This window comes from Defluviimonas salinarum, assembly GCF_026013545.1.
In the GTDB taxonomy this organism is placed as follows: domain Bacteria; phylum Pseudomonadota; class Alphaproteobacteria; order Rhodobacterales; family Rhodobacteraceae; genus Albidovulum; species Albidovulum salinarum.
This window is the reverse complement of record NZ_JAPDOG010000007.1, coordinates 38,304-58,749: the sequence shown is the minus strand read 5'-3', so window position 1 is coordinate 58,749 and position 20,446 is coordinate 38,304. Positions and strand designations below refer to the sequence as shown.

General features: G+C 70.8%; 24 protein-coding genes. 14 read left to right on the top strand and 10 right to left on the bottom strand.

Features of this window, described 5'->3' with window-relative positions:
- Nucleotides 1-35 precede the first annotated feature (35 nt).
- Nucleotides 36-1,259 carry an MFS transporter gene (locus OM960_RS09470; RefSeq protein WP_263334532.1) on the bottom strand — a complete coding sequence of 408 codons (1,224 nt, stop codon included), beginning with the start codon at nt 1,257-1,259 and terminating at the stop codon, nt 36-38.
- An 85-nt stretch (nt 1,260-1,344) separates the two neighbouring features.
- Entirely contained in the window at nt 1,345-1,749 is a 405-nt protein-coding gene (locus OM960_RS09465; RefSeq protein ID WP_263334534.1) for a VOC family protein, read from the bottom strand.
- Nucleotides 1,750-1,871: 122 nt separating this feature from the next.
- Between OM960_RS09465 and OM960_RS25540 the strand changes: the two genes are divergently transcribed.
- Complete coding sequence (locus OM960_RS25540; protein ID WP_263334536.1) at nt 1,872-2,741, top strand: NAD(P)H-dependent flavin oxidoreductase; 870 nt, start codon at nt 1,872-1,874, stop codon at nt 2,739-2,741.
- Nucleotides 2,742-2,833: 92 nt separating this feature from the next.
- On the opposite strand, the gene OM960_RS09455 is transcribed toward OM960_RS25540, so the two are convergent.
- Both OM960_RS09455 and OM960_RS09450 read right to left on the bottom strand, forming a co-directional pair.
- The gene (locus tag OM960_RS09455) at nt 2,834-3,397 is read right to left on the bottom strand and encodes a YceI family protein (RefSeq protein WP_263334538.1); all 564 of its coding nucleotides are present in this window, start codon (nt 3,395-3,397) and stop codon (nt 2,834-2,836) included.
- 44 nt (nt 3,398-3,441) lie between these two features.
- A complete protein-coding gene (locus OM960_RS09450; RefSeq protein WP_263334539.1) occupies nt 3,442-4,107 on the bottom strand; it encodes an ImuA family protein in 666 nt (221 codons plus the stop codon).
- 168 nt (nt 4,108-4,275) lie between these two features.
- Between OM960_RS09450 and OM960_RS09445 the strand changes: the two genes are divergently transcribed.
- Nucleotides 4,276-5,319: an aldo/keto reductase gene (locus OM960_RS09445; RefSeq protein ID WP_264771795.1), complete on the top strand. Its 1,044-nt coding sequence runs from the start codon at nt 4,276-4,278 to the stop codon at nt 5,317-5,319.
- Here OM960_RS09445 and OM960_RS09440 read toward each other — a convergent pair.
- The gene (locus OM960_RS09440; RefSeq protein WP_264771794.1) at nt 5,313-6,299 is read right to left on the bottom strand and encodes a GlxA family transcriptional regulator; all 987 of its coding nucleotides are present in this window, start codon (nt 6,297-6,299) and stop codon (nt 5,313-5,315) included. The two genes, OM960_RS09445 and OM960_RS09440, sit on opposite strands and share 7 nt — an antisense overlap.
- Before the next feature lie 99 nt (nt 6,300-6,398).
- Between OM960_RS09440 and OM960_RS09435 the strand changes: the two genes are divergently transcribed.
- Nucleotides 6,399-6,905 carry a lipocalin family protein gene (locus OM960_RS09435; protein ID WP_264771793.1) on the top strand — a complete coding sequence of 169 codons (507 nt, stop codon included), beginning with the start codon at nt 6,399-6,401 and terminating at the stop codon, nt 6,903-6,905.
- Between the two features lie 42 nt (nt 6,906-6,947).
- Here OM960_RS09435 and OM960_RS09430 read toward each other — a convergent pair whose 3' ends face one another.
- The gene (locus tag OM960_RS09430; RefSeq protein ID WP_264771792.1) at nt 6,948-7,733 is read right to left on the bottom strand and encodes a sulfite exporter TauE/SafE family protein; all 786 of its coding nucleotides are present in this window, start codon (nt 7,731-7,733) and stop codon (nt 6,948-6,950) included.
- Nucleotides 7,734-7,822: 89 nt separating this feature from the next.
- Nucleotides 7,823-8,686 (bottom strand): helix-turn-helix domain-containing protein, encoded by an 864-nt coding sequence (locus OM960_RS09425; protein WP_264771791.1) that lies wholly within the window; start codon nt 8,684-8,686, stop codon nt 7,823-7,825.
- Between the two features lie 163 nt (nt 8,687-8,849).
- Here OM960_RS09425 and OM960_RS09420 point away from each other — a divergent pair, with 163 nt between their 5' ends.
- From OM960_RS09420 to OM960_RS09410, 3 genes are read left to right on the top strand one after another with little or no spacing between them, the layout of a single operon-like run.
- Nucleotides 8,850-9,005, top strand: coding sequence for a DUF2061 domain-containing protein (locus OM960_RS09420; RefSeq protein ID WP_411709788.1), 156 nt, complete (start codon nt 8,850-8,852; stop codon nt 9,003-9,005).
- The gene (locus OM960_RS09415; RefSeq protein WP_264771790.1) at nt 8,998-9,885 is read left to right on the top strand and encodes a fatty acid desaturase; all 888 of its coding nucleotides are present in this window, start codon (nt 8,998-9,000) and stop codon (nt 9,883-9,885) included. Before OM960_RS09420 ends, OM960_RS09415 begins: the two co-directional genes overlap by 8 nt.
- A 36-nt stretch (nt 9,886-9,921) precedes the next feature.
- Nucleotides 9,922-10,815: a DMT family transporter gene (locus OM960_RS09410; protein WP_264771789.1), complete on the top strand. Its 894-nt coding sequence runs from the start codon at nt 9,922-9,924 to the stop codon at nt 10,813-10,815.
- Between the two features lie 147 nt (nt 10,816-10,962).
- On the opposite strand, the gene OM960_RS09405 is transcribed toward OM960_RS09410, so the two are convergent.
- On the bottom strand, nt 10,963-11,643 hold the full coding sequence (locus OM960_RS09405; protein ID WP_264771788.1) for an NUDIX hydrolase: 681 nt from the start codon (nt 11,641-11,643) through the stop codon (nt 10,963-10,965).
- A complete protein-coding gene (locus tag OM960_RS09400; protein ID WP_263334556.1) occupies nt 11,636-12,034 on the bottom strand; it encodes a DUF983 domain-containing protein in 399 nt (132 codons plus the stop codon). The genes OM960_RS09405 and OM960_RS09400 overlap by 8 nt, the downstream gene beginning before the upstream one ends.
- Before the next feature lie 163 nt (nt 12,035-12,197).
- Here OM960_RS09400 and OM960_RS09395 point away from each other — a divergent pair, with 163 nt between their 5' ends.
- From OM960_RS09395 to OM960_RS09380, 4 genes are all read left to right on the top strand, one after another.
- Complete coding sequence (locus OM960_RS09395) at nt 12,198-12,812, top strand: EF-hand domain-containing protein (protein ID WP_263334557.1); 615 nt, start codon at nt 12,198-12,200, stop codon at nt 12,810-12,812.
- 78 nt (nt 12,813-12,890) lie between these two features.
- A complete protein-coding gene (locus OM960_RS09390) occupies nt 12,891-13,475 on the top strand; it encodes an RNA polymerase sigma factor (RefSeq protein ID WP_263334558.1) in 585 nt (194 codons plus the stop codon).
- Entirely contained in the window at nt 13,468-13,839 is a 372-nt protein-coding gene (locus tag OM960_RS09385; RefSeq protein WP_263334559.1) for a hypothetical protein, read from the top strand. The genes OM960_RS09390 and OM960_RS09385 overlap by 8 nt, the downstream gene beginning before the upstream one ends.
- 5 nt (nt 13,840-13,844) lie before the next feature.
- Nucleotides 13,845-14,324, top strand: a complete 480-nt coding sequence (locus OM960_RS09380; RefSeq protein ID WP_263334561.1) for a periplasmic heavy metal sensor — start codon at nt 13,845-13,847, stop codon at nt 14,322-14,324.
- A 9-nt stretch (nt 14,325-14,333) separates the two neighbouring features.
- On the opposite strand, the gene OM960_RS25535 is transcribed toward OM960_RS09380, so the two are convergent.
- Complete coding sequence (locus OM960_RS25535; RefSeq protein WP_264771787.1) at nt 14,334-15,707, bottom strand: diguanylate cyclase domain-containing protein; 1,374 nt, start codon at nt 15,705-15,707, stop codon at nt 14,334-14,336.
- Between the two features lie 100 nt (nt 15,708-15,807).
- Between OM960_RS25535 and OM960_RS09370 the strand changes: the two genes are divergently transcribed.
- The 4 genes from OM960_RS09370 (at nt 15,808) to OM960_RS09355 (ending at nt 20,383) form a co-directional block, all read left to right on the top strand.
- The gene (locus tag OM960_RS09370; protein WP_264771786.1) at nt 15,808-16,092 is read left to right on the top strand and encodes a DUF3572 domain-containing protein; all 285 of its coding nucleotides are present in this window, start codon (nt 15,808-15,810) and stop codon (nt 16,090-16,092) included.
- Nucleotides 16,093-16,177: 85 nt separating this feature from the next.
- Nucleotides 16,178-16,888 carry an HAD family hydrolase gene (locus OM960_RS09365; protein WP_264771785.1) on the top strand — a complete coding sequence of 237 codons (711 nt, stop codon included), beginning with the start codon at nt 16,178-16,180 and terminating at the stop codon, nt 16,886-16,888.
- A gap of 99 nt (nt 16,889-16,987) precedes the next feature.
- A complete protein-coding gene (locus tag OM960_RS09360) occupies nt 16,988-18,541 on the top strand; it encodes a trimethylamine methyltransferase family protein (protein WP_264771784.1) in 1,554 nt (517 codons plus the stop codon).
- 207 nt (nt 18,542-18,748) lie between these two features.
- Complete coding sequence (locus OM960_RS09355; RefSeq protein WP_264771783.1) at nt 18,749-20,383, top strand: DUF4153 domain-containing protein; 1,635 nt, start codon at nt 18,749-18,751, stop codon at nt 20,381-20,383.
- The last annotated feature ends 63 nt before the right edge of the window (nt 20,384-20,446 follow it).

The following is a 20,446-nucleotide window of genomic DNA, read 5'->3' as shown; positions in this document are numbered from 1 at the left end:
TTCGGGGGGCGAGGACCAGAGGGTTCCGTCGCGGATCAGCCCTCGTCGCGGTTGCGGCCGAAGAGCCGACCGACAAGGAACGAGGTGCGCGGGGTGTTGACATAGGCCGTGCGCGCCTCGGGCGCCGGGCGGGCGCGCATCCTCAGGAGGCTGAAGGCGAGGAGCGCCAGATGGGTCAGCGCGATGAAGATGAACATCGCCGGCGCGCCATAGGCCTCGATCAGGGCCGAGGTGACGACCGGCGAGGCGATCGCGCCGACAGCATAGAGGAACATCAGCGCGGCCGAGAGCTCGACCCGTTCGGAGGTGTTGGCGAAGTCGTGTGCATGGGCGGCCGAGACCGAATAGATCGGGATCGTCGCCATGCCGAAGAACGCGGCGCCGAGATAGACGCTGGCCACGCCCATACCCGAGAGCCCCACCGTCACGGCGCAAGAGGCGGTGGCGGCGACCGAGAGCCCGATCAGGACGTGGCGGCGGTCGTACTTGTCGGCGAGCCAGCCGAGCGGGAACTGCACCACCGCGCCGCCGACGACATAGGCGGCGAGGAAGAGCGCGATCTTGTCGGCCGAGAGCCCGACCTCGATCCCGTAGATCGGGCCGACCATGCGGAAGGCCGCGCCGGTGACGCCGGAGACGACGACGCCCATCGCGGCGAGCGGCGAGCGGCGCCAGGCCATCGCGGGCCGGAGCCGCGGCGCCTCGGGCATCTCGGGCTGCTCGACCCGGCTCACGGTGATCGGCAGGAGCGCCGCGCAGCAAAGAAGCGCGAGGAGGTTGTAGGAGAAATAGACCGCCGGGCTGAGAATGCCGATGACGAGCTGGGCGCCCAGGGAGCCGGTGATGTCGACGACCCGGTAGATGCTCATCGCGCGGCCGCGCGTCTCGTTCGTGACCTTGGCGTTCAGCCAGGCCTCGATGATCGTGTAGCAGCCCGCGACGCAGGCGCCCGAGAGCATCCTGAGGAGCGCCCAGGCCACGGCATCGACGATCATCATATGGGCGATGAGGCCGATCGTGCCGGCGGCGGTGAAGGCCGCGAAGGCGCGCGAATGGCCGACCGCGCCCATCAGGCGGGGCGCCCACCAGCAGCCGATGAAGAAGCCGAAGAAATGCGCCGAGCCGAGGGTTCCGATCTCGGACTTGGTGAAGCCGAGCTCGACGCCCGAAAGCGCGTCGAGCGGCGCCACGCCGCCGGTGCCGAGTTGCAGCAGGATGACCGAGAGGAAGAGGGCGGCGAAGGAGATCAGCAGGCGCATCGGAGGTCATCTTTCGGGATGGCGCCACCATGTCGTGACTGGCCGGCAATGCCCAGCCCCAAAAGCTACCCCTTCGCCACTTACTTCACGGCGCGGCGTTGATCTCGACGATATGCAGGTCCGGATCGAGGAGATAGAGCTGCGCGAACCCCGCCGGCCCGTCGCGCAGCACCAGAAGGCGCCTCGGATCTCCCTCGGGCGCGGTCGCGCTGAAGCCTCTCGCGGTGAGGGATGCGAGCGCCCCGTCGAAATCGTCGGTTCTGAAGGCGAAATGTGTGTCGGCGATGCTGATGTCGGGAGTGTCGCGGAACGAGCCCTGCGCATTGTCGATGAGATGGATCTGTTGGGTGCCGCAGCCCAGCCAGACCCCGGCGATGTGGAACGACGGCCGTTCGAGACGGTCGAAACCGAAGACCTCCTCGTAAAAGGCGGCGGAGCGCGCAAGGTCGCGACACGGGATCGAAACATGGTGCAGGGCGAGGGTCGGCATGAGGTGTCCTCCTTCCGCCGCCGATTCCGGATCGGCGGCGCGCGAAACGGCGGCCTCCGGAATGCTGCCGTGCGGCCGGCGACGTGGGATCATCCATCATAGCACGATCGGAGAGGCCGTGCGTGAAAACGCCGCCATGCCACAGGCTCGGTACCCAAATTCCGGTCATCCAGACCGCGATCGGCGGCATTTCATGCCCCGAGCTTGCGGCGGCCGGGTCAAATGCGGGAGGCCTTGGCAGCATTGCCATGACCGGCTGGGGCTACGACGGCACGCGGGACCAGCCGAACCGGGCGGCGGAGCTGACCTCGGCCGGGATCGTGGCAAATGTGATACTGTCCCACGACGTCCGGTACGAGATGCGCGCGATCCTCGACGCTCCGCCGAAGGTGGTGTCGTTCTTCTGGGGCGATGTCGCGCCCTATACGACGCAGGTGCGCGAGGCCGGGGCTCTGAGCATGGCCTCGGTCGGAAGTGTCGAGGAGCCGCTGAGGGCGACGGAGGCCGGCGGCCCTGTGCGCGGTGAGGTCGCGACCATGGCGCTTGTCCCCGCCGTCGTCGATGCGGTGGAGCCGCTGCCGGTCGTGGCGGCGGGCAGCAATTCGGATGGCAGGGGATTCGCCGGGGCGCTGTGCCGCGGGGCGGAGGCGGCGTGGACCGGGACGCGGTTCCTCGCGGCCCGAGCGGCGGACATCCATCCCGTCTACCGCGACCGCGTGCCGGCCGCTGTGGCATCGGACACGTCCCATTCGCGGTTGTTCGATGGCGGCTGGCCCGGCGCGACGGGCCGCGTGCTCCGCAACAGCACGGTGGAGGACCGGGGGGCGGCGGGTCCCCCGGCGCATGGCGAACGGCCCGGCGAGGGTCAAGTGATCGCGCGTGATGCGGATGGTGGCGCGGTCCTGCGCTACGACGCGGTCGCGACGCGCTCGAAGATGCAGGGCGAGACCGAGGCGGCGCGCTCTGGGCGGGGCAGGGCGTCGGTCTCGTGACGCGTGCCGAAAGCGCAGCGGAGATCGTGGCCGATCTCGTGGCGGGGGCGAGCCGGGCGATGAAGGGGAGGGTCTGACGGATCATCGCGGCCTCAGCCGTTGCGGCGGATCCGGGCAAGGATCCTCAGCCGCACCTCGTCGCCCACGAGGTTGGAGAAGCCGGCGGCGCCGAAGGCCGCCCGGCTCAGCCGGCCGGTCAGCAGGACCGCGAGGGTGTCGCGTTCGCCCGGCCGGCTCCCCTTCGGGCGGTAGAGCTGTGCGGCGAGCGTCACTTCGCGGGTGACGCCGCGAATGGTGATGAGCCCGGTGACGTTGGCCCCGGTGGCCGTCGGGCGCACGGCGGTGCTGGCGAAGCTGATCTCGGGATGGCTGCGGGTGGCCAGGACTGCATCGCTCTTCAGGGCCTCGGTGGCAAAGGGGAGGTTGGAGCGGGCCCTGTCCGGGGCAAGCGTCACGCGGACCCGGCTTGCGGCGGCATCGTCGAAGTCGAGAAGCAGGTCCGCGGCGGCGACGGGCATCTGGCCGCGGATCAGGTTGGCGCCAAAATCGGCCTCGAAGCCGACCCGGGAATTGGCGCCATCGAGCCGGTAGCGCAGGGGTTCGGCCGCTGCGGGGGCGGCGAGGCCGAGAGCGAGGATGAGGGCAATGCGGCGCATCGGGAGCCCTTCGCGGGACCCGCCGGGCGCGGGCCGCGGCCAGTCTAGCCGGTGCGGCGCGGATCTTCCGTCATTTCCCCGTGATCGGGGGTGGATTTCACCCGCGCTAGCGTGAAGCCCGCGCGCTCGGCCGGCGCGGCGATGATCCAGGCGGCCGGCGGCTCGGCCCGGGCGCGGAGGAGATCGAGCCGCCAGCGGGTCTCGCCGGGGGCGTGGCAGGGCGCGATATGCCAGCGGCTCTCGACGCCGGGTGCGCCGCCCGCGCCGGGGGTCAGCATCAGCCCGGTCGGCGTCACCCGGCCCTCCTCGGCGCCGGTCTCGGCGGCGAGATGGAGCCGGCGGACGGGCGTGAGCCGCGGCGGCTCGGGCAGTTCGGCGACGACGAGCGCCACCGCGCCGCCGCGCAAGGCCTCCTCGAAGCACCACATGAGATCCTCGGGCCGGCGCGGGGTGACGAAGATGAGCCGGCCCGGCTCGATAAAGGACAGGACACCCTCGGGAAACAGCCGCTCGGGCAGCCAGCCGGGGCGGAGCCAGACGACCGGCCCCTCGGTCCCGCGCGCCGCCATCAGCGCCAGCGTGCGCCGCGCCGGCCCGCAGAACTCGTGCGCCCGCGCCCGCGCCAGCGTGAGCGCGCCGAGGAAGGGCAGCGCGGCGCGCGGCCGGCGGTTCTGGCGCGAGACGAGCTGGGCGAGGGCGTGAGTCGGCATGGGAAAAGAGTATATTGTTCTTTATTTGTTCTCAACGCCCCGCGCCCCGCTTCTGCCCTTCTTCATTGCCCAAATACCCCCGGGGGTCCGGGGGCGGCGCCCCCGGCCGCGCTTGACGCCGGGCGCGGCGGCGGGCCAAGCTCGACCCCGCGCAATCGAGGAGGGACCATGCGGCGTATCACGCTCGGGACGAGCGACCTTGAGGTCTCGATCCTCTGCCTCGGCACCATGACCTGGGGCAGCCAGACGCCCGAGGCCGAGGCTCATGCCCAGATCGACCGCGCCGCCGAGCGCGGCGTCAATTTCCTCGACACCGCCGAGATGTACCCGGTCAACCCGGCGCTGAAGGAGACGCTCGGCCGCACCGAGGAGATCATCGGCAGCTGGATCGCCAGGGGCGGGCGGCGCGAGGACTGGGTGATCGCCACCAAGATCGCGGGCGAAGGCAGCATCGCGCGCGACAAGGGCGAGGTGATCGACGCCGGCTCGATCCGCCGTGCACTCGACGCCTCGCTCAGGCGGCTCCGGACCGACCATGTCGACCTCTATCAGTTCCACTGGCCCAATCGCGGCAGCTACATGTTCCGCCAGAACTGGAGCTACGACCCCTCGAAGCAGGACCGCGCGGCGGTGCTCGCCAACATGGCCGAATGCCTCGAGACACTGGCGGCCCTTCAGGCCGAGGGCAAGATCCGCCACTGGGGGCTCTCGAACGAGAGCGCCTGGGGCATGGCGCAGTGGCTCCGGCTGTCGGACGAGGGGCGGGGGCCGCGGCCGCTGTCGCTGCAGAACGAGTATTCGCTGCTCTGCAGGCTCTACGACACCGACCTCGCCGAGCTCGGCCATAACGAGAAGGTCACGCTCCTCGCGTTCTCGCCCGTCGCCGCGGGGCTCCTGACCGGCAAGTACGCGGGCGACGTGATCCCGGAAGGGTCGCGCCGCGCGGTCAATCCCGGCCTCGGCGGGCGGGTATCGCCCCGGGTCTGGGAGGCAGTCTCGGCCTATCTCGGCATCGCGAACCGGGCCGGGCTCGATCCCGCGCAGATGGCGCTGGCCTGGACGCTGACGCGGCCCTTCCCGGTGGTGCCGATCTTCGGCGCCACGACGCTTGGCCAGCTCGACCATGCGCTCGACGCGGCGGACCTCAGGCTCGGCGAGGATGTGCTGGCCGAGATCGCGGCGGCGCACCGCGCCCATCCGATGCCCTACTGACGCCGCCGCGCGGGGGCGCGGAGCGAGGAGGCGGCCGCGCCGAAGCGGGCGCGGAAGGCTCGGGCGAAAGCGACCTGGCTCGAAAAGCCGGTTCGGAGCGCCACCTCCTGCAGGGGAAGCCGGGTGTCGGTGACCATGCGTCGCGCCTCGTCAAGGCGCAGGTCGAGGAAGAACCGGCCCGGGCTGATGCCGAGCCGCTCGGCGAAGAGCATCTCCAGCCGGCGCTGCGACAGGCCGATGCGGCGGGCGATCGCCGAGACCGGCAGCGGCTCCTCGATTGCGCCCTCCATCAGCGCGATGGCGCGGCCGAGCGCGGGGTCGCCCCGGGCGAGGCGGGCGGCAGACACCGCCTGTTGCGGCACGGTGGCGGCATGCAGCGGTTCGTACAGGAAGGCGCCAGCGACCCGAAGCATCAGTTCCGCCCCGTGCCGGGCACGGATCAGCTCCAGCATCATGTCGAGCGCGGGTGCGGCACCGCCCGCCGTCACCATCGGCCCCGAGATCACATAGCGGTCGCGGCGCACGTCGATCGCGGGAAATCGGTCGGCGAAGCTCTCCAGATCTTCCCAGTGCACGGTCGCGGCGCGGCCGTCGAGGAGCCCCGCGAGGGCGAGAAACCAGGGGCCGCCGTCGATGCCGACCATCGCCCGGAGCCGCGGCGCGAGCCGCCGCAGCCGGGCAAGGAGCGGCGGCGTCGCCTGCTCGGCGAGGCGGAAGCCCGCGACGACCATCAGGAGATCGGCCTCAAGCCGGTCGGGCAGCGGCTCGGTGCCGATCTCGAACCCTGCGGTGAGCGGCACCGGGCCGCCGGCGGCGGAATAGTAGCGCCAGCTGAAGACGCCTCGCCCGGCGCGCCGGTTCGCCGCGCGCATCGGATCGACGGAGGCCGCCAGCGACAGCGCGTTGGTATCGGCCATCACCAGCACCGCCACCGTGAGCGGCGCGGGGTCGGAGGCGAAGATCGAGTTTTCGGTTTTCATCAAGCGGTTTCGTATTTCGTGCAGCGATCGCGCGCAACCCGGCTTGTGCCGGCGCCGCGGCTCGCGGAGTGTGTCGGCCTGACTCGGTAGGAGACCGCCATGCCCCGTCGCGCCCTCGCGCTTTGCCTCGCCCTCGCCGCCTGCGCGGCGCCGCCGCCTCCGGCGACCGGCTACCGCGACGGTGCGGCGCTGATCTCCTCGTCGGCGGCCTTCGATCCGGCGCGGTTCGTCGATGTCTGGCACGTTGCCGCCGCTTACGGCGACGAGGCGCGCTGCGGCCCGCTGGCCGAGACCTGGGCGCCGACCGGGCCGGGGCGCTACCGGGTCACCGGCACGGCCTGCGGCCCGAGCGGCGCGCGCGCCTTGGCGACGGACGCCGTGGTGACCGGGCCGGGGCGGATCACGCGGGACGAGGCCGGCGGCCCGGCCGAGCTCTGGGTGCTCTGGGTCGATGCCGACTACCGGGTGGCGGTGATCGGAACGCCCTCGGGCCGCTTCGGCCGCGTCCTGTCACGCACGCCCGAGGTGCGGCCGGACCTGATGCAGGCGGCGAGGGACGTGCTGAAGTTCAACGGTTACGATCCGGCGGGGCTCCAGCCGATCTGACCGGCTCGGAAGCGTCTCCCGCTCCGCTGTGGGGGCTCCGTCTCACGAAGCGGCGGGCGAGCCGCCGGTCGCGACGCTCTGGGCTACCACGAGGGCGGCCAGCGCGATCAGGATCCGCAGCACCCAGCGCCGGAACACGTCCTCGCCGGTGCGCCGGAAACTACGCGCGCCGAGCCAGACGCCGAGCAGGAGCGCCGGTAGCCAGAAGCCAAGCTGGATGAAGCTCCGTCCTGTGATCAAGCCCTGGGTCGCGAAATAGCCCGCGCCCAGCAGGTCCGAACAGAAGAAGTAGAAGATGATCGACGCCCGCCCGATCGCCGCGGCGCCGGGAGCGGAGAAATAGAACAGCACGACCGGCGGGCCGCCGACCCCGAAGGCCCCGTTGAGCAGTCCCGACGCCGCCCCGATGCCGGTGCTCGCGGAGGAGCCGGGCCGGCGGGCGAGCCGGAACCCCTTCAGCATCAGGATGGCCGCGGCGATGACCACCAGCCCGAGCGCGATCCGGGCGGGTGCCTCGGGCAGGCTGACAAGAACCAGGGTGCCAATGGGCAGCCCGGCGACGTAGCCGAGAAGCACCCAGCGCAGCGAGCGCCAGTCGATCTCGCGCCAGATTCCCGGCAGCAGGTTCAGCGAGGCGAGGATCTCCATCAGGAAGATCGTCGGCACGATCTGCGCTACCGGCATCAAGAGCGAGATCGCGGTGATCGAGATCAGCGAGAACCCGAACCCGGCAAAGCCGCGCACGACCGCGGCGACGAGAATCGCGGCGCTGCTGAGGACGATCGTTCCCCAGTCCCCGAAGATGGCCGAGAAGGTCTCTGTACCCATGCCGCGCGCCCGCACTGATGGCCGCGCGCAGTCTAGCACGGGCCGGGCGGTTCTCCAGCGGCGGAATGCGGGGAAAGGGCGGGCCCGGCTCAGGGCCCGGCGTCGCGGGCGAGCCCGTCGAGAAAGCCCGGAAAGTCGCGCGCGCCGACCTCGGCCTCGCGCACCAGCCAGTCGAAATGGCCCGAGAAGCTCGTCACCCGCGCGCTGTCGCGGAAGGCGATGTAGTGGCGGCCGAGATAGAGCACGGCGAGAAGCGGGCCGAACACCGTCACCGGGGCCGAGAACACGCGCCGCGCGTCGAAGAGATAGATCCGGAGCGAGGGGTAGAGCTGGGCGTAGAGCGTCTTCAGCCGGGCGATCTGCTCGGCGCGGATCGCCGCCGGCAGGCCGCGATAATAGCCCTCGGCGCGGGCGAAGGCCTCGATCTCGTGGCGGGGCAGCGCGATCTCGTAATCCGACCCCGCTTTCGCCATCCAGTTCAGCCGGTCCTCCGAGGCGCCGATCGCCTGGTCGGCGGTGCGGCCGAGCTGGGGTTCGTATTCCCAGCGGAGCATCGCCCGGGTCTTGAGCATGTCGGGCAGCGTCGCCGGCACATGGCGCACCTTGTAGCCCGCCGCCTCCTGGTGCCAGCCGAAGATGGTCTCGTCGATCAGCGCTCGAGGCGCCTCGGTCATCGTCAGCGAGGTCGCGAGCAGGTCGGCGAGCCGCTCCGGCCGTTCGGTGAGGCCGAGGAGCCAGTCGGCCGAGACCCCGAGCGCCGCGGCGCATTCGGCCACGACCTGGGCGTTCGGCAGCCGCGCGCCCTGGCCGGTGAGGAGCTGAGAGATGGTCGAGCGGTCGACGCCGACGGCGCGGGCGAGGCCGCTCTGGGTCGTCTCCTTCTCCGCCATCGCCCGGGCGAGACGGTCGCGAAACAGGCCGGCGCGGTCGCGTTTGTCGATATTCTTGCGCATGTGATGAAAGATATCACGGATGATGAAAAATGTTAATCATATTCGGAATTCGCAATCACACCGATCCGGGGCTAGCTGGGGACAGGGGAAAGGTGCGTGAATGGACACTGGCAAACGTACGATTCTAAAGGCAATTCTTTGGAACGCGCTGGGGCTTCTGACGATGTCCCTCGTGGGACTCGCGATGACCGGCTCAGCCGCAGTGGGCGGCGCGATGGCGTTGGTGAACACGCTGATCGGGCTCACCTGCTACGTCGCCTATGAGCGGGTCTGGGCGCGCATCGGCTGGGGCCGGTCCGGGGGGCAGACTCATGGCTGAGCGGACCCCTGCCGTCGAATGGCCGACGCTCGCGCTCATCGGCGCGGTTTACCTTGTCTGGGCCGGCGCGACACTCTGGCTCGCCGCCTGGTCGCTGCCGCTCGCAATGGTGGCGCTGACGCTCGCGGTGACGCTGCACTCCTCGCTCCAGCACGAGGTGCTGCACGGCCACCCGTTCCGCTCGCGGCCGCTCAACGAGGCGCTGGTGTTCCTGCCGATCGGGCTGTTCTATCCCTATGGCCGGTTCCGCGACCTGCACCTCGCGCATCACCGCGACGAGCACCTCACCGATCCCTATGACGATCCGGAATCGAACTATCTCGACCCGACGGTCTGGGCGCGGCTGCCGGGGGCGCTGAAGCTGCTCCTCAGGATCAACAACACGCTTCTGGGGCGAATGGTGCTCGGCCCGGCGATCTCGGTCGTGGCGCTCCTGCGCAGCGATTTCCGGGCGATCCACGCTGGCGACCGGGCAATCGCGCGGGACTGGGCGCTGCATGGCGCGGGGCTCGCGCTCGTCACACTCTGGATCGCTGCCGCTGCGATGCCGTTCTGGGCCTATTTCACCGCCGCCTATGCCGGCATGTCGATCCTGAAGATCCGCACCTTCCTCGAGCACCGCGCCCATGACCTCGCGCGCGGCCGCTCGGTGATCGTCGAGCGCGGCGGGGTGCTGCCGTTCCTGTTCCTCAACAACAACCTCCATGTCGTGCATCACAGCAAGCCCGGCATGGCCTGGTACCGGCTGCCCGCACATTACGCCGCCAACCGGGCGGAGTTCCTGCGCCGCAACGACAACTACGTCTTCGCCTCCTATGGCGAGATCTTCCGGCGCTACCTCGTCAAGCCGAAGGATCCGGTGCCGCATCCCTTGCGCTGAGCTTTCCCGCGCCCCGGGGCCGTGCCAGAAGGGGGCATGAGCCTCTGGGTGATCCTCACGCTGGCCGCCGCGGCCCTGCAGACACTGCGCTTCATGCTGCAAAAGCAGCTCCGGGGCGCGGGGCTCTCGACCGGCGGCGCCACCTTCGCGCGGTTCCTCTTCGCGGCGCCGGTGGCGGCTTGCGTCGCGATGCTCGCTCTGGCGGCGACCGGGACCGCGCTGCCGCGCCCGGCGCCGGCCTTCTGGGGCTACGTCGCGATGGGCGGGCTCGCGCAGATCGTCGCGACGATGCTGACCGTGGCGCTCTTCCAGCTCAGGAACTTCGCCGTGGGCGTTGCTTTCACCAAGACCGAAACGGTGCAGGTGGCGCTCTTCTCGGCGCTCTTCCTCGCCGAAGCGGTGGGCGGGGTCGGCTGGCTCGCCATCGCGCTCGGCTTCGCGGGCGTGCTTCTTCTGTCGAAGGCGCCGGCGCGGGGCTCGCGGCTCTTGGGCCGGCCGGCGCTCTACGGGATCGCGGCGGGGGCGCTCTTCGGGCTCTCGGCGATCGGCTATCGCGGCGCGACGCTGGAGCTGATGCCGCTGCCGTTCCTCATCCGCGCGCTCCTCGCGCTCGCCGCGGCGACCGCGCTGCAGACCGTGGCGATGGCGGGATGGCTCGCGTGGCGCGAGAAAGGCGAGATCGCCCGCGTCCTCGCCCGCTGGCGCCGCACCGCGCTCGTGGGCCTTACCGGCATGCTCGGCTCGCTTGGCTGGTTCGCGGCCTTCGCGCTTCAGAACGCAGCCTATGTCCGCGCCCTCGGCCAGATCGAGATCGTCTTCACGCTCCTCGCCTCTGCGCTCGTCTTCCGCGAAAGGCTGAGCCCGCGCGAAGCCGCAGGCATGGCGCTCGTCGTCGCTTCGGTCGTTGTGATCGTTCTGACGTTCGGCTGATGCGCCTCTTCCCCTTTAACCTGCCGCTAGGCCCCGTGCTTTCTTCTTTTTCAAAGTATCCCTGCCGGAGGCAAACCCGAGCGGCCCTTGCGAAAGCAAGGGGCGCGAGACGCGATCATGCGCGCGGGAACCGCGCGCTCGACCGGATCAGACGAGCCGCCGGAAGGCCGGAACGGAGCCGGAATTGTCGAAGAACGGCACACCGTCCTCGACCGGCGCGCCCTTCAGGTGCGCGGCGACCTCGCCCAGCACCACTTCGGTGATGAACGGCAGGTTGAGCCGCCGCGCCGCGCCGAGCGGCACCCAGTGCAGGTGGCTGAGCTCGTCGGAGGCGCGGGCGAAATCGTCCGGGTCGCCGGCGATCGCCGCGGCATCGGCGAGAAAGAAGCGCGCGTCGAAGCGGCGCGGCCGGCCCGGCGGCGTGATCGCGCGGAAGACGAAGCTGAGCGCCGCCGCCGCCGGCAGGTGGCCGGTCGCGGCGAAGTCGCGCCAGCCCTCGGGAACCGGTCCGGGCCAGGCGCCCGGCGCGCCGAGAATGAGCCCTGTCTCTTCCCAGAGCTCGCGGATCGCCCCGGCGGCGAGCGCCGGGCCGAGGCCGGGTGCCGCGAAGTCGGCGATGCGCGCGAGGCAGCCCGGCGCGAGTTCGGAGGCGAAGGGCACCGAGGCATCGGCCGCGTCGACCGCGCCGCCGGGAAAGACGTACTTGCTTGGCATGAAGGCCGCGCCGGCGCCGCGCTGGCCCATCAGCACCGCAGGCTCGTTCCCGTCGCGGCGCACCAGAAGCACCGTCGCCGCGTCGCGGATCGGCGGGGAGGCGGCCTCAGACATCGCTGCCCGCGCCGAACCCGTGCATCCGCTTGGCCCATTGCAGGGCCACGAACATGCCCTTGATCCGCGGCAGGAGATAGAGCGAGAGCGCGACGCAGCCGGTCGCGAAGATCCCCGACAGCACCAGCGGGTCGGGCCGGAACTCGACGAAGGCCCAACCGATCAGCGGCGCCATCAGGTGGCCGACGATCAGGATCGTCACATAGGCCGGCCCGTCATCGGCGCGCTGGTGATGCAGCGCCTCGCCGCAGGCGGGGCAGGCGTCCCGCACCTTCAGGTAGCCCTTCAGAAGCGCGCCCTCGCCGCAGGCCGGGCAGCGCCGGCGCCAGCCGCGCAGGAGCGCCGGCTTCACCGGGCGGTCGTCCTCGGGTTCGATCGTCACATCGGTCATGGTCGCGTCTCCTGATGTCCAGCATCTAGCACCGAACCCAGGGAGTGCGATACCCCGCCGCGCTTTTTTCGGCCCCGCGCCCGACGGAACCGCCCGGCCCGCGCGTTTTACATATCAGAGGGCGGCGCGGCCGCCCGGTTCTTGCAACGGAAAGGAATCGAGCATGATCAGGAACAGCATTCTCGCAGCGCTGGCGCTTTCGGTCGGGGCCGCGGCACTCGTCGCACCGACCGTCCTCGCGGCGCATGACCGCGGCTTCGGGCGCGGCGGCATGTCCGGGCACGAGATGCGCGGCATGATGCACGACATGCCGGGCCATGGGATGATGGGCGGCATGATGGGGATGGGCGGCATGATGGCCGGTTCCGGGCTCGACTTCGCGGAACTCGATGCTGACGGCGACGGCAAGATTACCGAGGAGGAGTTCCGCGCCCACCGTCAGGCCGAGATCGCCGGGCTCGATGCCGACGGCGACAACCTGATCTCGGCCGAGGAACTGTCGGCGCATATCGCCGGGCGAATGCAGGCGCGCGCCGAGGTCATGGCCAAGCGGATGCTCGAATCGCGCGATCTCGATGGCGACGGCAAGCTCGGCGCGGCCGAGATGCTGGCGATGCCGATGCCGGAGCGGATGTTCGGCTTTGCCGATGCTGATGGCGACGGCGCGGTGAGCGCGGACGAGTTCGACGCAGTGCATGAGTGGATGGGTCGCCGCGGCGCCATGCACCGCATGTTCGCGCCCGATGCGGCCACGGGCGAAGAGGGTGGCACCGAGTGATGATGACGCGCCGCCCGCCCCGGCACTGGGGCGGGCGGCGATTGCGGTTTCATGGGTTTGAGGCTAGCCATTCCGCCGATGGGCAACGCAATCGACGCATTGGCCGAGGCCTCGGACGAGGCGCTCCTGATCCTCTACGGCAACGGGGATCCGGAGGCCGCGCGGATTCTGACCGCCCGGCTGGCGCCAGTGGCCTACCGGGTCGCGGCGCGGATGCTCGCCGATCCGGCCGAGGCCGAGGACGTGGCGCAGGAGGCGATGCTGCGGCTCTGGCGCCTCGCGCCGGACTGGCAGGGCGGTGCGGCTCGGGTCTCGACCTGGCTCTACCGGGTCGCGGCCAACCTCGCCACCGACCGGCTGCGGCGGCGGCGCACGCTGCCGCTCGACGCCGCGGCCGATCCGGCGGACGAGCGGCCGGGGGCCGTGGCCGGGCTTGTCGCCCAGGACCGGGCGGCGGCGCTCGAGGCAGCGCTGATGCGGTTGCCGGAACGGCAGCGCCAGGCGGTGGTGCTGCGCCATCTCGAAGGGCTCGCCAATCCCGAGATAGCGGAGATCATGGAGGTGGGCGTCGAGGCGGTCGAAAGCCTTGTCGCACGCGGCAAGCGGGGATTGGCGGAGGCGCTGGCGGGCAAGCGCGAGGAACTGGGGTTTGACGATGGCTGAGACGGACCGGACAGACGAGCGGCTGGAAGCCTTCTTCGAAGCGGCGCGGAGAGAGCCGCCGGTGCCCACGGAGGCGCTTCTGGCGCGGATACACGCGGATGCGCGGCAGGTGCAGGACGTGGCGCGGCCCGTTGCGGCGCAGGTGCCCCGGGTGCCGCTCAGGGCGCGGCTCGCGCAGGCGCTCGGCGGCTGGCAGGGGCTCGGCGGGCTCGTCACCGCAACGGCGGCGGGTCTCTGGATCGGCTATGCGGGCATCGCCGATCCGGCGTCCTATGGCGGCGATATTCTGGGTCTGGAGCCCATCGCGTCGGTCGAGCTGATGCCGGGGACCGAGGATTTCGCGGCGCTGGTGGTTGGGGAGTGATGAGCATGGCTGAACCGGAAAAGACCGGAAAGCGCGGCGGGGGCTGGTTGAAGTGGGCGCTCATCGCCTCGCTCGGGCTCAACTTCTTCGTCGTGGCGGTGATCGCCGGGTCGGTGGCCGGGCATCATCGCGGCGGTGGCCACTGGCGCCCGCATGACGTGGGTTTCGGACCCTTCACCGAGGCGCTGAGCCGCGAGGACCGGGCCGCCCTGCGTGACGCCTTCCTCGCTGCCAGGCCCGATTTCCGGGACATGCGGCGCGAGGCGCGCGGCGATTTCGAGCGGCTCGTGGCCTCGCTGCGGGCGGAGCCCTGGGACCCGGCCGCGGTCTCAGCGGCGATGGCGGCACAGGGTGCGCGCACCGCCCAGCGGCTCGAGCTTGGCCAGCGGCTCCTGGTCGAGCGGATTTCCCAGATGTCGCCGGAGGCGCGGCACAAGCTTGCCGACCGGATCGAGGCCGCGACGTCGCGGCGCTGGTGGCGCTGAGGCTGCAGCTCAGGCGGCGCTGCGACCGACCGTGACGATATTGCGGCCATCGGCCTTGGAGCCCATGAGCGCACGGTCGGCGAGATCGACGAGATCCTCTACAGACGCAGGCCCCGGTCCGAGCGCAAGGCCGATCGAGAGCGTGACCGGGATCGCGGCCGCGCCGTCGGGCATCGGCACGGGCCGGTCGCCGATCACCCGGCGCAGCCGCTCGGCGGTGGCTTGCGCCGCTTCGGGCGTGGTGTCGGGAAGCGCCACGAGGAATTCCTCGCCGCCGATCCGGGCGAGGAGGTCGACGGCGCGCAGGTTGCCGCGCAGTCGTGCCGCCACCTCGATCAGCACCGCGTCGCCGGCGGCATGGCCACGGCTGTCGTTGATCGCCTTGAAGCGGTCGAGGTCGAGCACCATGACCGCGAACTGGCGCCCGGCCGCACGGGCCCGTTCGGCGATCCGGGCGAGATGCGGCAGCGCGTAGCGGCGGTTGTTGAGCCCGGTGAGCGGGTCGGTCATCGCGAGCCTGAGCCCGTTCTCGAGCGAGGCGCGGAGCCGGTCGGACTGCCGCTTGCGCGCGATCTGGGTGCGGATCCGGAGCGCCATCTCGACCGGGTCGGCGCCGGGTTCGATCAGGTCGCTCGCGCCGAGGTCGAGCGCCATGGCGGCGGTGTCGCGCCCGGCGCGCGGCAGCATCACGCAGACCGCCGAGAAGCGGGTCGCGGGCCGCGAGCGCAGCTCCGACATCAGCGTGAGGCCGTCACCCGGCCGCGCGAGGTCGGCGGCGACGACGAAGACGTCCGGCACCGGCCCCGAGCCGAGGTCGCCGAGCACCGCGGTGCCGTCGAGCACCTGGAGCCGGTCGTTCAGGTGGCCGGTGAGGTCACGTTTCCAGGCGAGCGCGGTCTCGGCCCGGCCGGCGATCAGGCCGACGAGGGCGGGGCCGGCGAAGGGCTGCGGCCCCTCGGCGAAGCCAAGCTCGCGGTAGGTGCCGTCGCGCAGGCCGAGCTGTTCGGCTGTCTCGCGCGCCCGGAGGAGGCTCCGCAGCCGTGCCATCAGCACCGCCTCGTCGAGCGGTTTCCAGAACACCTCTTCCGCGCCGGCGGCGAGCGCCTCCATCTTGCGGGCATGGTCGTGGAAGGCGGTGACCATCACCACCGGGATGTCGCTGGTCGCCGGATCGGCCTTGAGCCGCCGGCAGACCTCGATCCCGTTCATGTCGGGCAGTTCGACATCGAGGAGCACGAGATCGGGCCGCATTCCGCGCGCCAGTTTCAGCGCCTCGGCGCCGCAGGCGGCCTGCACGGTTTCATAGAAGGCCGAGGCGAGTTTGACCTTCAGCACGATACGGTTCGTCGCGACGTCGTCCACGATGAGAATCTTCCCAGCCACGATGCAGCTCCGTCCCGTTTACATGCGCGTCCGTTACGCTCATCTTTCGGTCACAATGGTTAAGAAATGCTTTCCGAGGCGGTAACGAATGCGAAACACAATGGCGGTCGGGCGGGACTTCGCCGAAACCCTGGCGCTCCGGGCGCTTTCGTGGATTGCCGGAGAGGAGGACCTGCTGCCGGTTTTCCTCGGCGCGAGCGGGCTCTCGGCGGCCGAACTCCGCAACCGCGCGGCGGAGCCGGATTTTCTCGTCTCGGTGCTCGACTTCCTGCTGATGGACGATGCCTGGGTGATCGGCTTTTGCGACGCGGCGGGCTACGATTACACGGTGCCGATGGCGGCGCGGCAGGCGCTGCCGGGCGGGGCCGAGACCCACTGGACCTGAGGCCATCGGCCTTCGGCGTTGCCTTGCGGTCGGAAAACCGGCAGGGTCTGGCGCGAAACCCGCCAAAGCGGGAACGGGAGGAATCATGACCGAGATCCGCGGCCTCGTCTTCGACAAGGATGGCACGCTCTTCGACTTCCGCGCGACATGGGGCGGCTGGTCGCGGCGTATTCTGGAGGAGCTGGCGGGCGGGTCGACCGATCTCGCCGCGACGCTCGGCACGGCGATCGGCTATGACCTGTCCGACGGCAGCTTCGCCCCGGACAGCCCGGTGATCGCCCATACCGCGCCCGAGATCGCGACCTACCTGCTGCCGCATCTGCCCGGCGCCGATCATGCCGTGCTGGTGGCGCGGATGAATGCGATGGCGGCGGTGACCGACCTTGTCGCCGCGACGCCGCTCGTGCCGCTCTTCGAGGCGCTGACCGCGCGTGGCCTGAGGCTCGGCCTTGCAACGAACGACGCCGAGGAGCCGGCCCATGCGCATCTGCGCGCCGCCGATGTCGCGCGCTTCTTCCAGTTCGTCTCGGGCTTCGACAGCGGTCACGGCGCGAAACCCGATCCGGGCCCGCTTCTGGCCTTCGCGCGCTCGCAGGGGCTTGACCCCGAGAGCGTCGCGATGGTCGGCGACAGCCGCCACGACCTCGTCGCGGGGCGCGCGGCGGGAATGCGCACGGTGGCGGTGCTGACCGGCGTCGCCGAGGCCGAGGAACTGGCCCCGCTCGCCGACGTGGTCCTGCCCGATATCGGCCATCTGCCGCGATGGATCGATACGCAGGTCATGGCCGTAACCTGAGCGGCTTGTCCTAAAAACGACGCAGTCCTGTCGCAGAGCGCGGCGAAGTGTGGTCGCCGCCTGCCGATGCTGTCCGGGACGGGCATGGGAGGACAGGGCATGTCGAGCGAAATCAGGCGCAAGCGGGCGGGCGGGCGCGCCGGCCATGCCGAGCGGGCCGGGGTCAAGACCATCGACCAGATGCCGTGGCGCATTCCGGTCAATCCGGACCGGCCGATCGAGCCGATGGGGCCCGAGGGCGTCGAGGCGATCCACAAGGGCGCGATGCGGATCCTGAGCGAGATCGGCATCCGCTTCTTCAACGACGAGGCACTGGCGATCTTCAAGCAGGCCGGCTGCAAGGTCGAGGGCGACACCGTCCGCATGGACGAGGATTTCGTGATGGAGATGGTCGGCCGCGCGCCGTCCGAGTTCACCATCACCCCGCGCAACCCGGCCCGCGCGCTGCCGATGGGCGGCAAGCACATCCTCTTCGGCAACGTCTCCTCGCCGCCGAACTACTGGGACCTGGAGCGCGGCAAGGTCTCGGGCTTCATGGAGGGCTTCCGCGACTTCATCAAGCTGACGCAGTATTTCAACTGCATCCATTTCGCCGGCGGCTACCCGGTCGAGCCGATCGACGTGCATCCGTCGATCCGCCATCTCGACTGCCTCTACGAGAAGCTCACGCTGACCGACAAGGTCTGCCACGCCTATGCGCTGGGCAAGGAGCGGGTCGAGGACGGGATGGAGATGGTCCGCATCGCCGGGGGGCTGAGCGAGGAGGCGTTCCGCGCCCGCCCGCACATGTATACCAACATCAACTCGGTCTCGCCGCTGAAGCACGATTTTCCGATGATCGACGGGGCCTTGCGGCTGGCGCGGAACGGGCAGGCGGTGGTCGTGACGCCGTTCACGCTCGCCGGGGCAATGGCGCCGGTGACGATGTCGGGCGCGGTAACGCTTTCGATCGCCGAGGCGCTGGCGGCGATCGTGCTTCTGCAATACGTGGCGCCAGGGGCGCCGGTCGGGATCGGCACCTTCACCTCGAACGTCGACATGAAGTCGGGCGCGCCCGCCTTCGGCACACCGGAATACATGCGCGCGACGCAGATGACCGGCCAGATGGCGCGGTTCTACAAGCTGCCCCTCAGATCCTCGGGCGTCTGCGCGGCGAACGTGCCGGACGGCCAGGCGATGTGGGAGACCTGCAACTCGCTCTGGGCGGCGATACAGTCGGGCACCAACATGGTCTACCACGCGGCGGGCTGGCTCGAGGGCGGGCTGATCGCGTCCCCGGAGAAGTTCGTGATGGACTGCGAGGTGCTGCAGATGATGCAGCGCTACATGGAGCCCGAGGTCTGGGCCACGGGGCCGGACGAGATCGCCATCGACACGATCGCCGAGGTTGGCTCCGAGGGCCATTACTTCGGCTGCCAGCATACCCAGGACCGCTACACGACGGCCTTCTACCAGCCGATCGCCTCGGACTGGCGCAACTACGAGGCCTGGCAGCTCGACGGCTCGGTCTGGACGGCCGAGCGGGCGCACCGGATCTTCAAGGCGATCATCGCCGAGTTCGAGGCGCCGCCGATGGAGAACGCGGTCCGCGAAGAGCTGAAGGCCTTCGTCGAGCGCCGCAAGCTGGAGGGCGGCGCGCCCACCGACTTCTGAGCCGACCAAGCGGAGTGCGCGGGCAGGCCCGCGCACATGGTTTTCCTCTCGCGACCTTCGCCGGGGCGAAGGTCGCTCGGGTGCCGCATCGCGGGGGATATCCGGAGCAGCAGGGGGCGGCGGGCCTGTGCCCGGCCGGCGGTTGCGGGTTGTGGCTGCCGCCGGGGTAGATAGGCTTCCGGCGGGCAGGCAGGGCGCGGCGGAGCCATGACTGGCGAGCAGGTAGAGCGCGTGATGCGCGGCGGCTTGGGCGTGCTCGGCGGTGCGAGCCTCTGGGCGGCGATGACGAGCTGGAAGGCCGGTCTGACCCGGCCGGTGCTCGGGCTCACGGTCTTTGCGCTGGTCTTCTTCGGAGTCGCGCACATCCTCGCGGACACGATGCGGAGCCGGCGGGTCGTGCTGATGGCCGCCGGGCTCGCCGCGCCGGTCGCGGCGCTGGTGGTCCGGGTGAGCTTGCGCCACGACGCGCCCGAGGCCATCGTTCACGACGGTCACCCGCTCGCCGCTGCTTTCGCGATGGCGACGCTGATCTTCGTCGGGATCGTCTGGATGGTGGTCAATCTCAGCAGCGAATTGCTCATTCTCGTCGGGATCGACGTCCTGCGCCTGTTGATGCGGACGGATTGGTTCGGGCCGGTCGTGAGCGGCACCTCCGTCGGGCTCAGCCTCGCGGTTCTGGGCGATGTCGCCGACATCGTCGTGCCGCGGCTGGTGTTGCGGCTTCTGCGGCTGTTCGTTCCGGTGGGGCTGACGGTGAGCCTCGCCTTCCTCGCCGGGCTGCCGGCGCGCGGCCTGTCGGAGCTTTTCGGCGGCCGCTCGACGGCGGGCCTGCTGATGGCGATCGCCATCGCGGCGGTCGCGCTCGTGTCGATCGCGGTGGCGGACGAAGAGGCGGAGCCGGTGCAGGGCCGGGTCATGCGGGGCGCGGCGCGGGGGCTGGCGCTCGTGCTGCCGGTACTGGCGAGGCTTGCCGCCTGGGCGATCTGGCTCAGGGTGCGCGACTACGGCTGGACGCCGGAGCGGGTGCTGGCGGCCGCGGGCGCGGCGGTCCTGCTGGCTTATGGCGCGCTCTACGCAGGTGCGGCCCTCGGCCCCGGCGACTTGATGGCGCGGATCCGGCGCGGCAATGTCGCCGTTGCGCTGATCTTCGTCGGGCTCGCGGCGCTGTGGCTGACGCCGGTTCTCGATGCGGGCGCGATCTCGGTCGCGAGCCAGGCGGCGCGATATGCCGATGGCCGGGCCGCGACGGCGGAGCTGCCGGTCTGGGAGATGCAGAACGACTGGGGACGGAGCGGGCCGGTCATGCTCGACCGGCTGCCGGCGCTTGGCGATCACCCGCGGGCGTCGCCGCTGGCGGCCGAGGTGAACTGGGCGCGGACCGCAACGAACCGCTGGGCGGAGCGGCCCGGCACCGGGGTCGAGGCGCGGCTCGCGGCGCTCCGCGCCGGCGCGCTGCGGGTGCCAGCGGGCGCTGCGCTGCCGGACTGGTTCGAGGGCGCGCTGGCGCATGAGGGCCGGGACTGGGAGGCTGCCTGCGACCGGAACGCGGCACCGGGCCTTCCGGGGTGCGCGGTCGTCCTGGCCGACTTCGTCCCCGAAGTGGCGGGCGCCGAGGCGATGGTGCTGGCACTCGACCGGATCGACCCGGGCGGGATGGGGCGGCTGGACGTCACGCTCTACGAACCGCAGGGCCCGGATGGCGCGGCCATGACCGAGACGCGGAGTGTTCGGCTCGGAACGGGAGAGGTGGAGTGGATCTTCACGACGCTCGCGGCCGGCGAGATTGCGCTCGTGCCGCAACGCGCGCTGCGGCTCAGCGCAGGATCCTCCGTTCTCAAGTAGCTCGAACAGGCCTCGTGGCGCGACCCTGCCCGGCTTTGCCGTTTCTTAACGCGAACCGGTCTA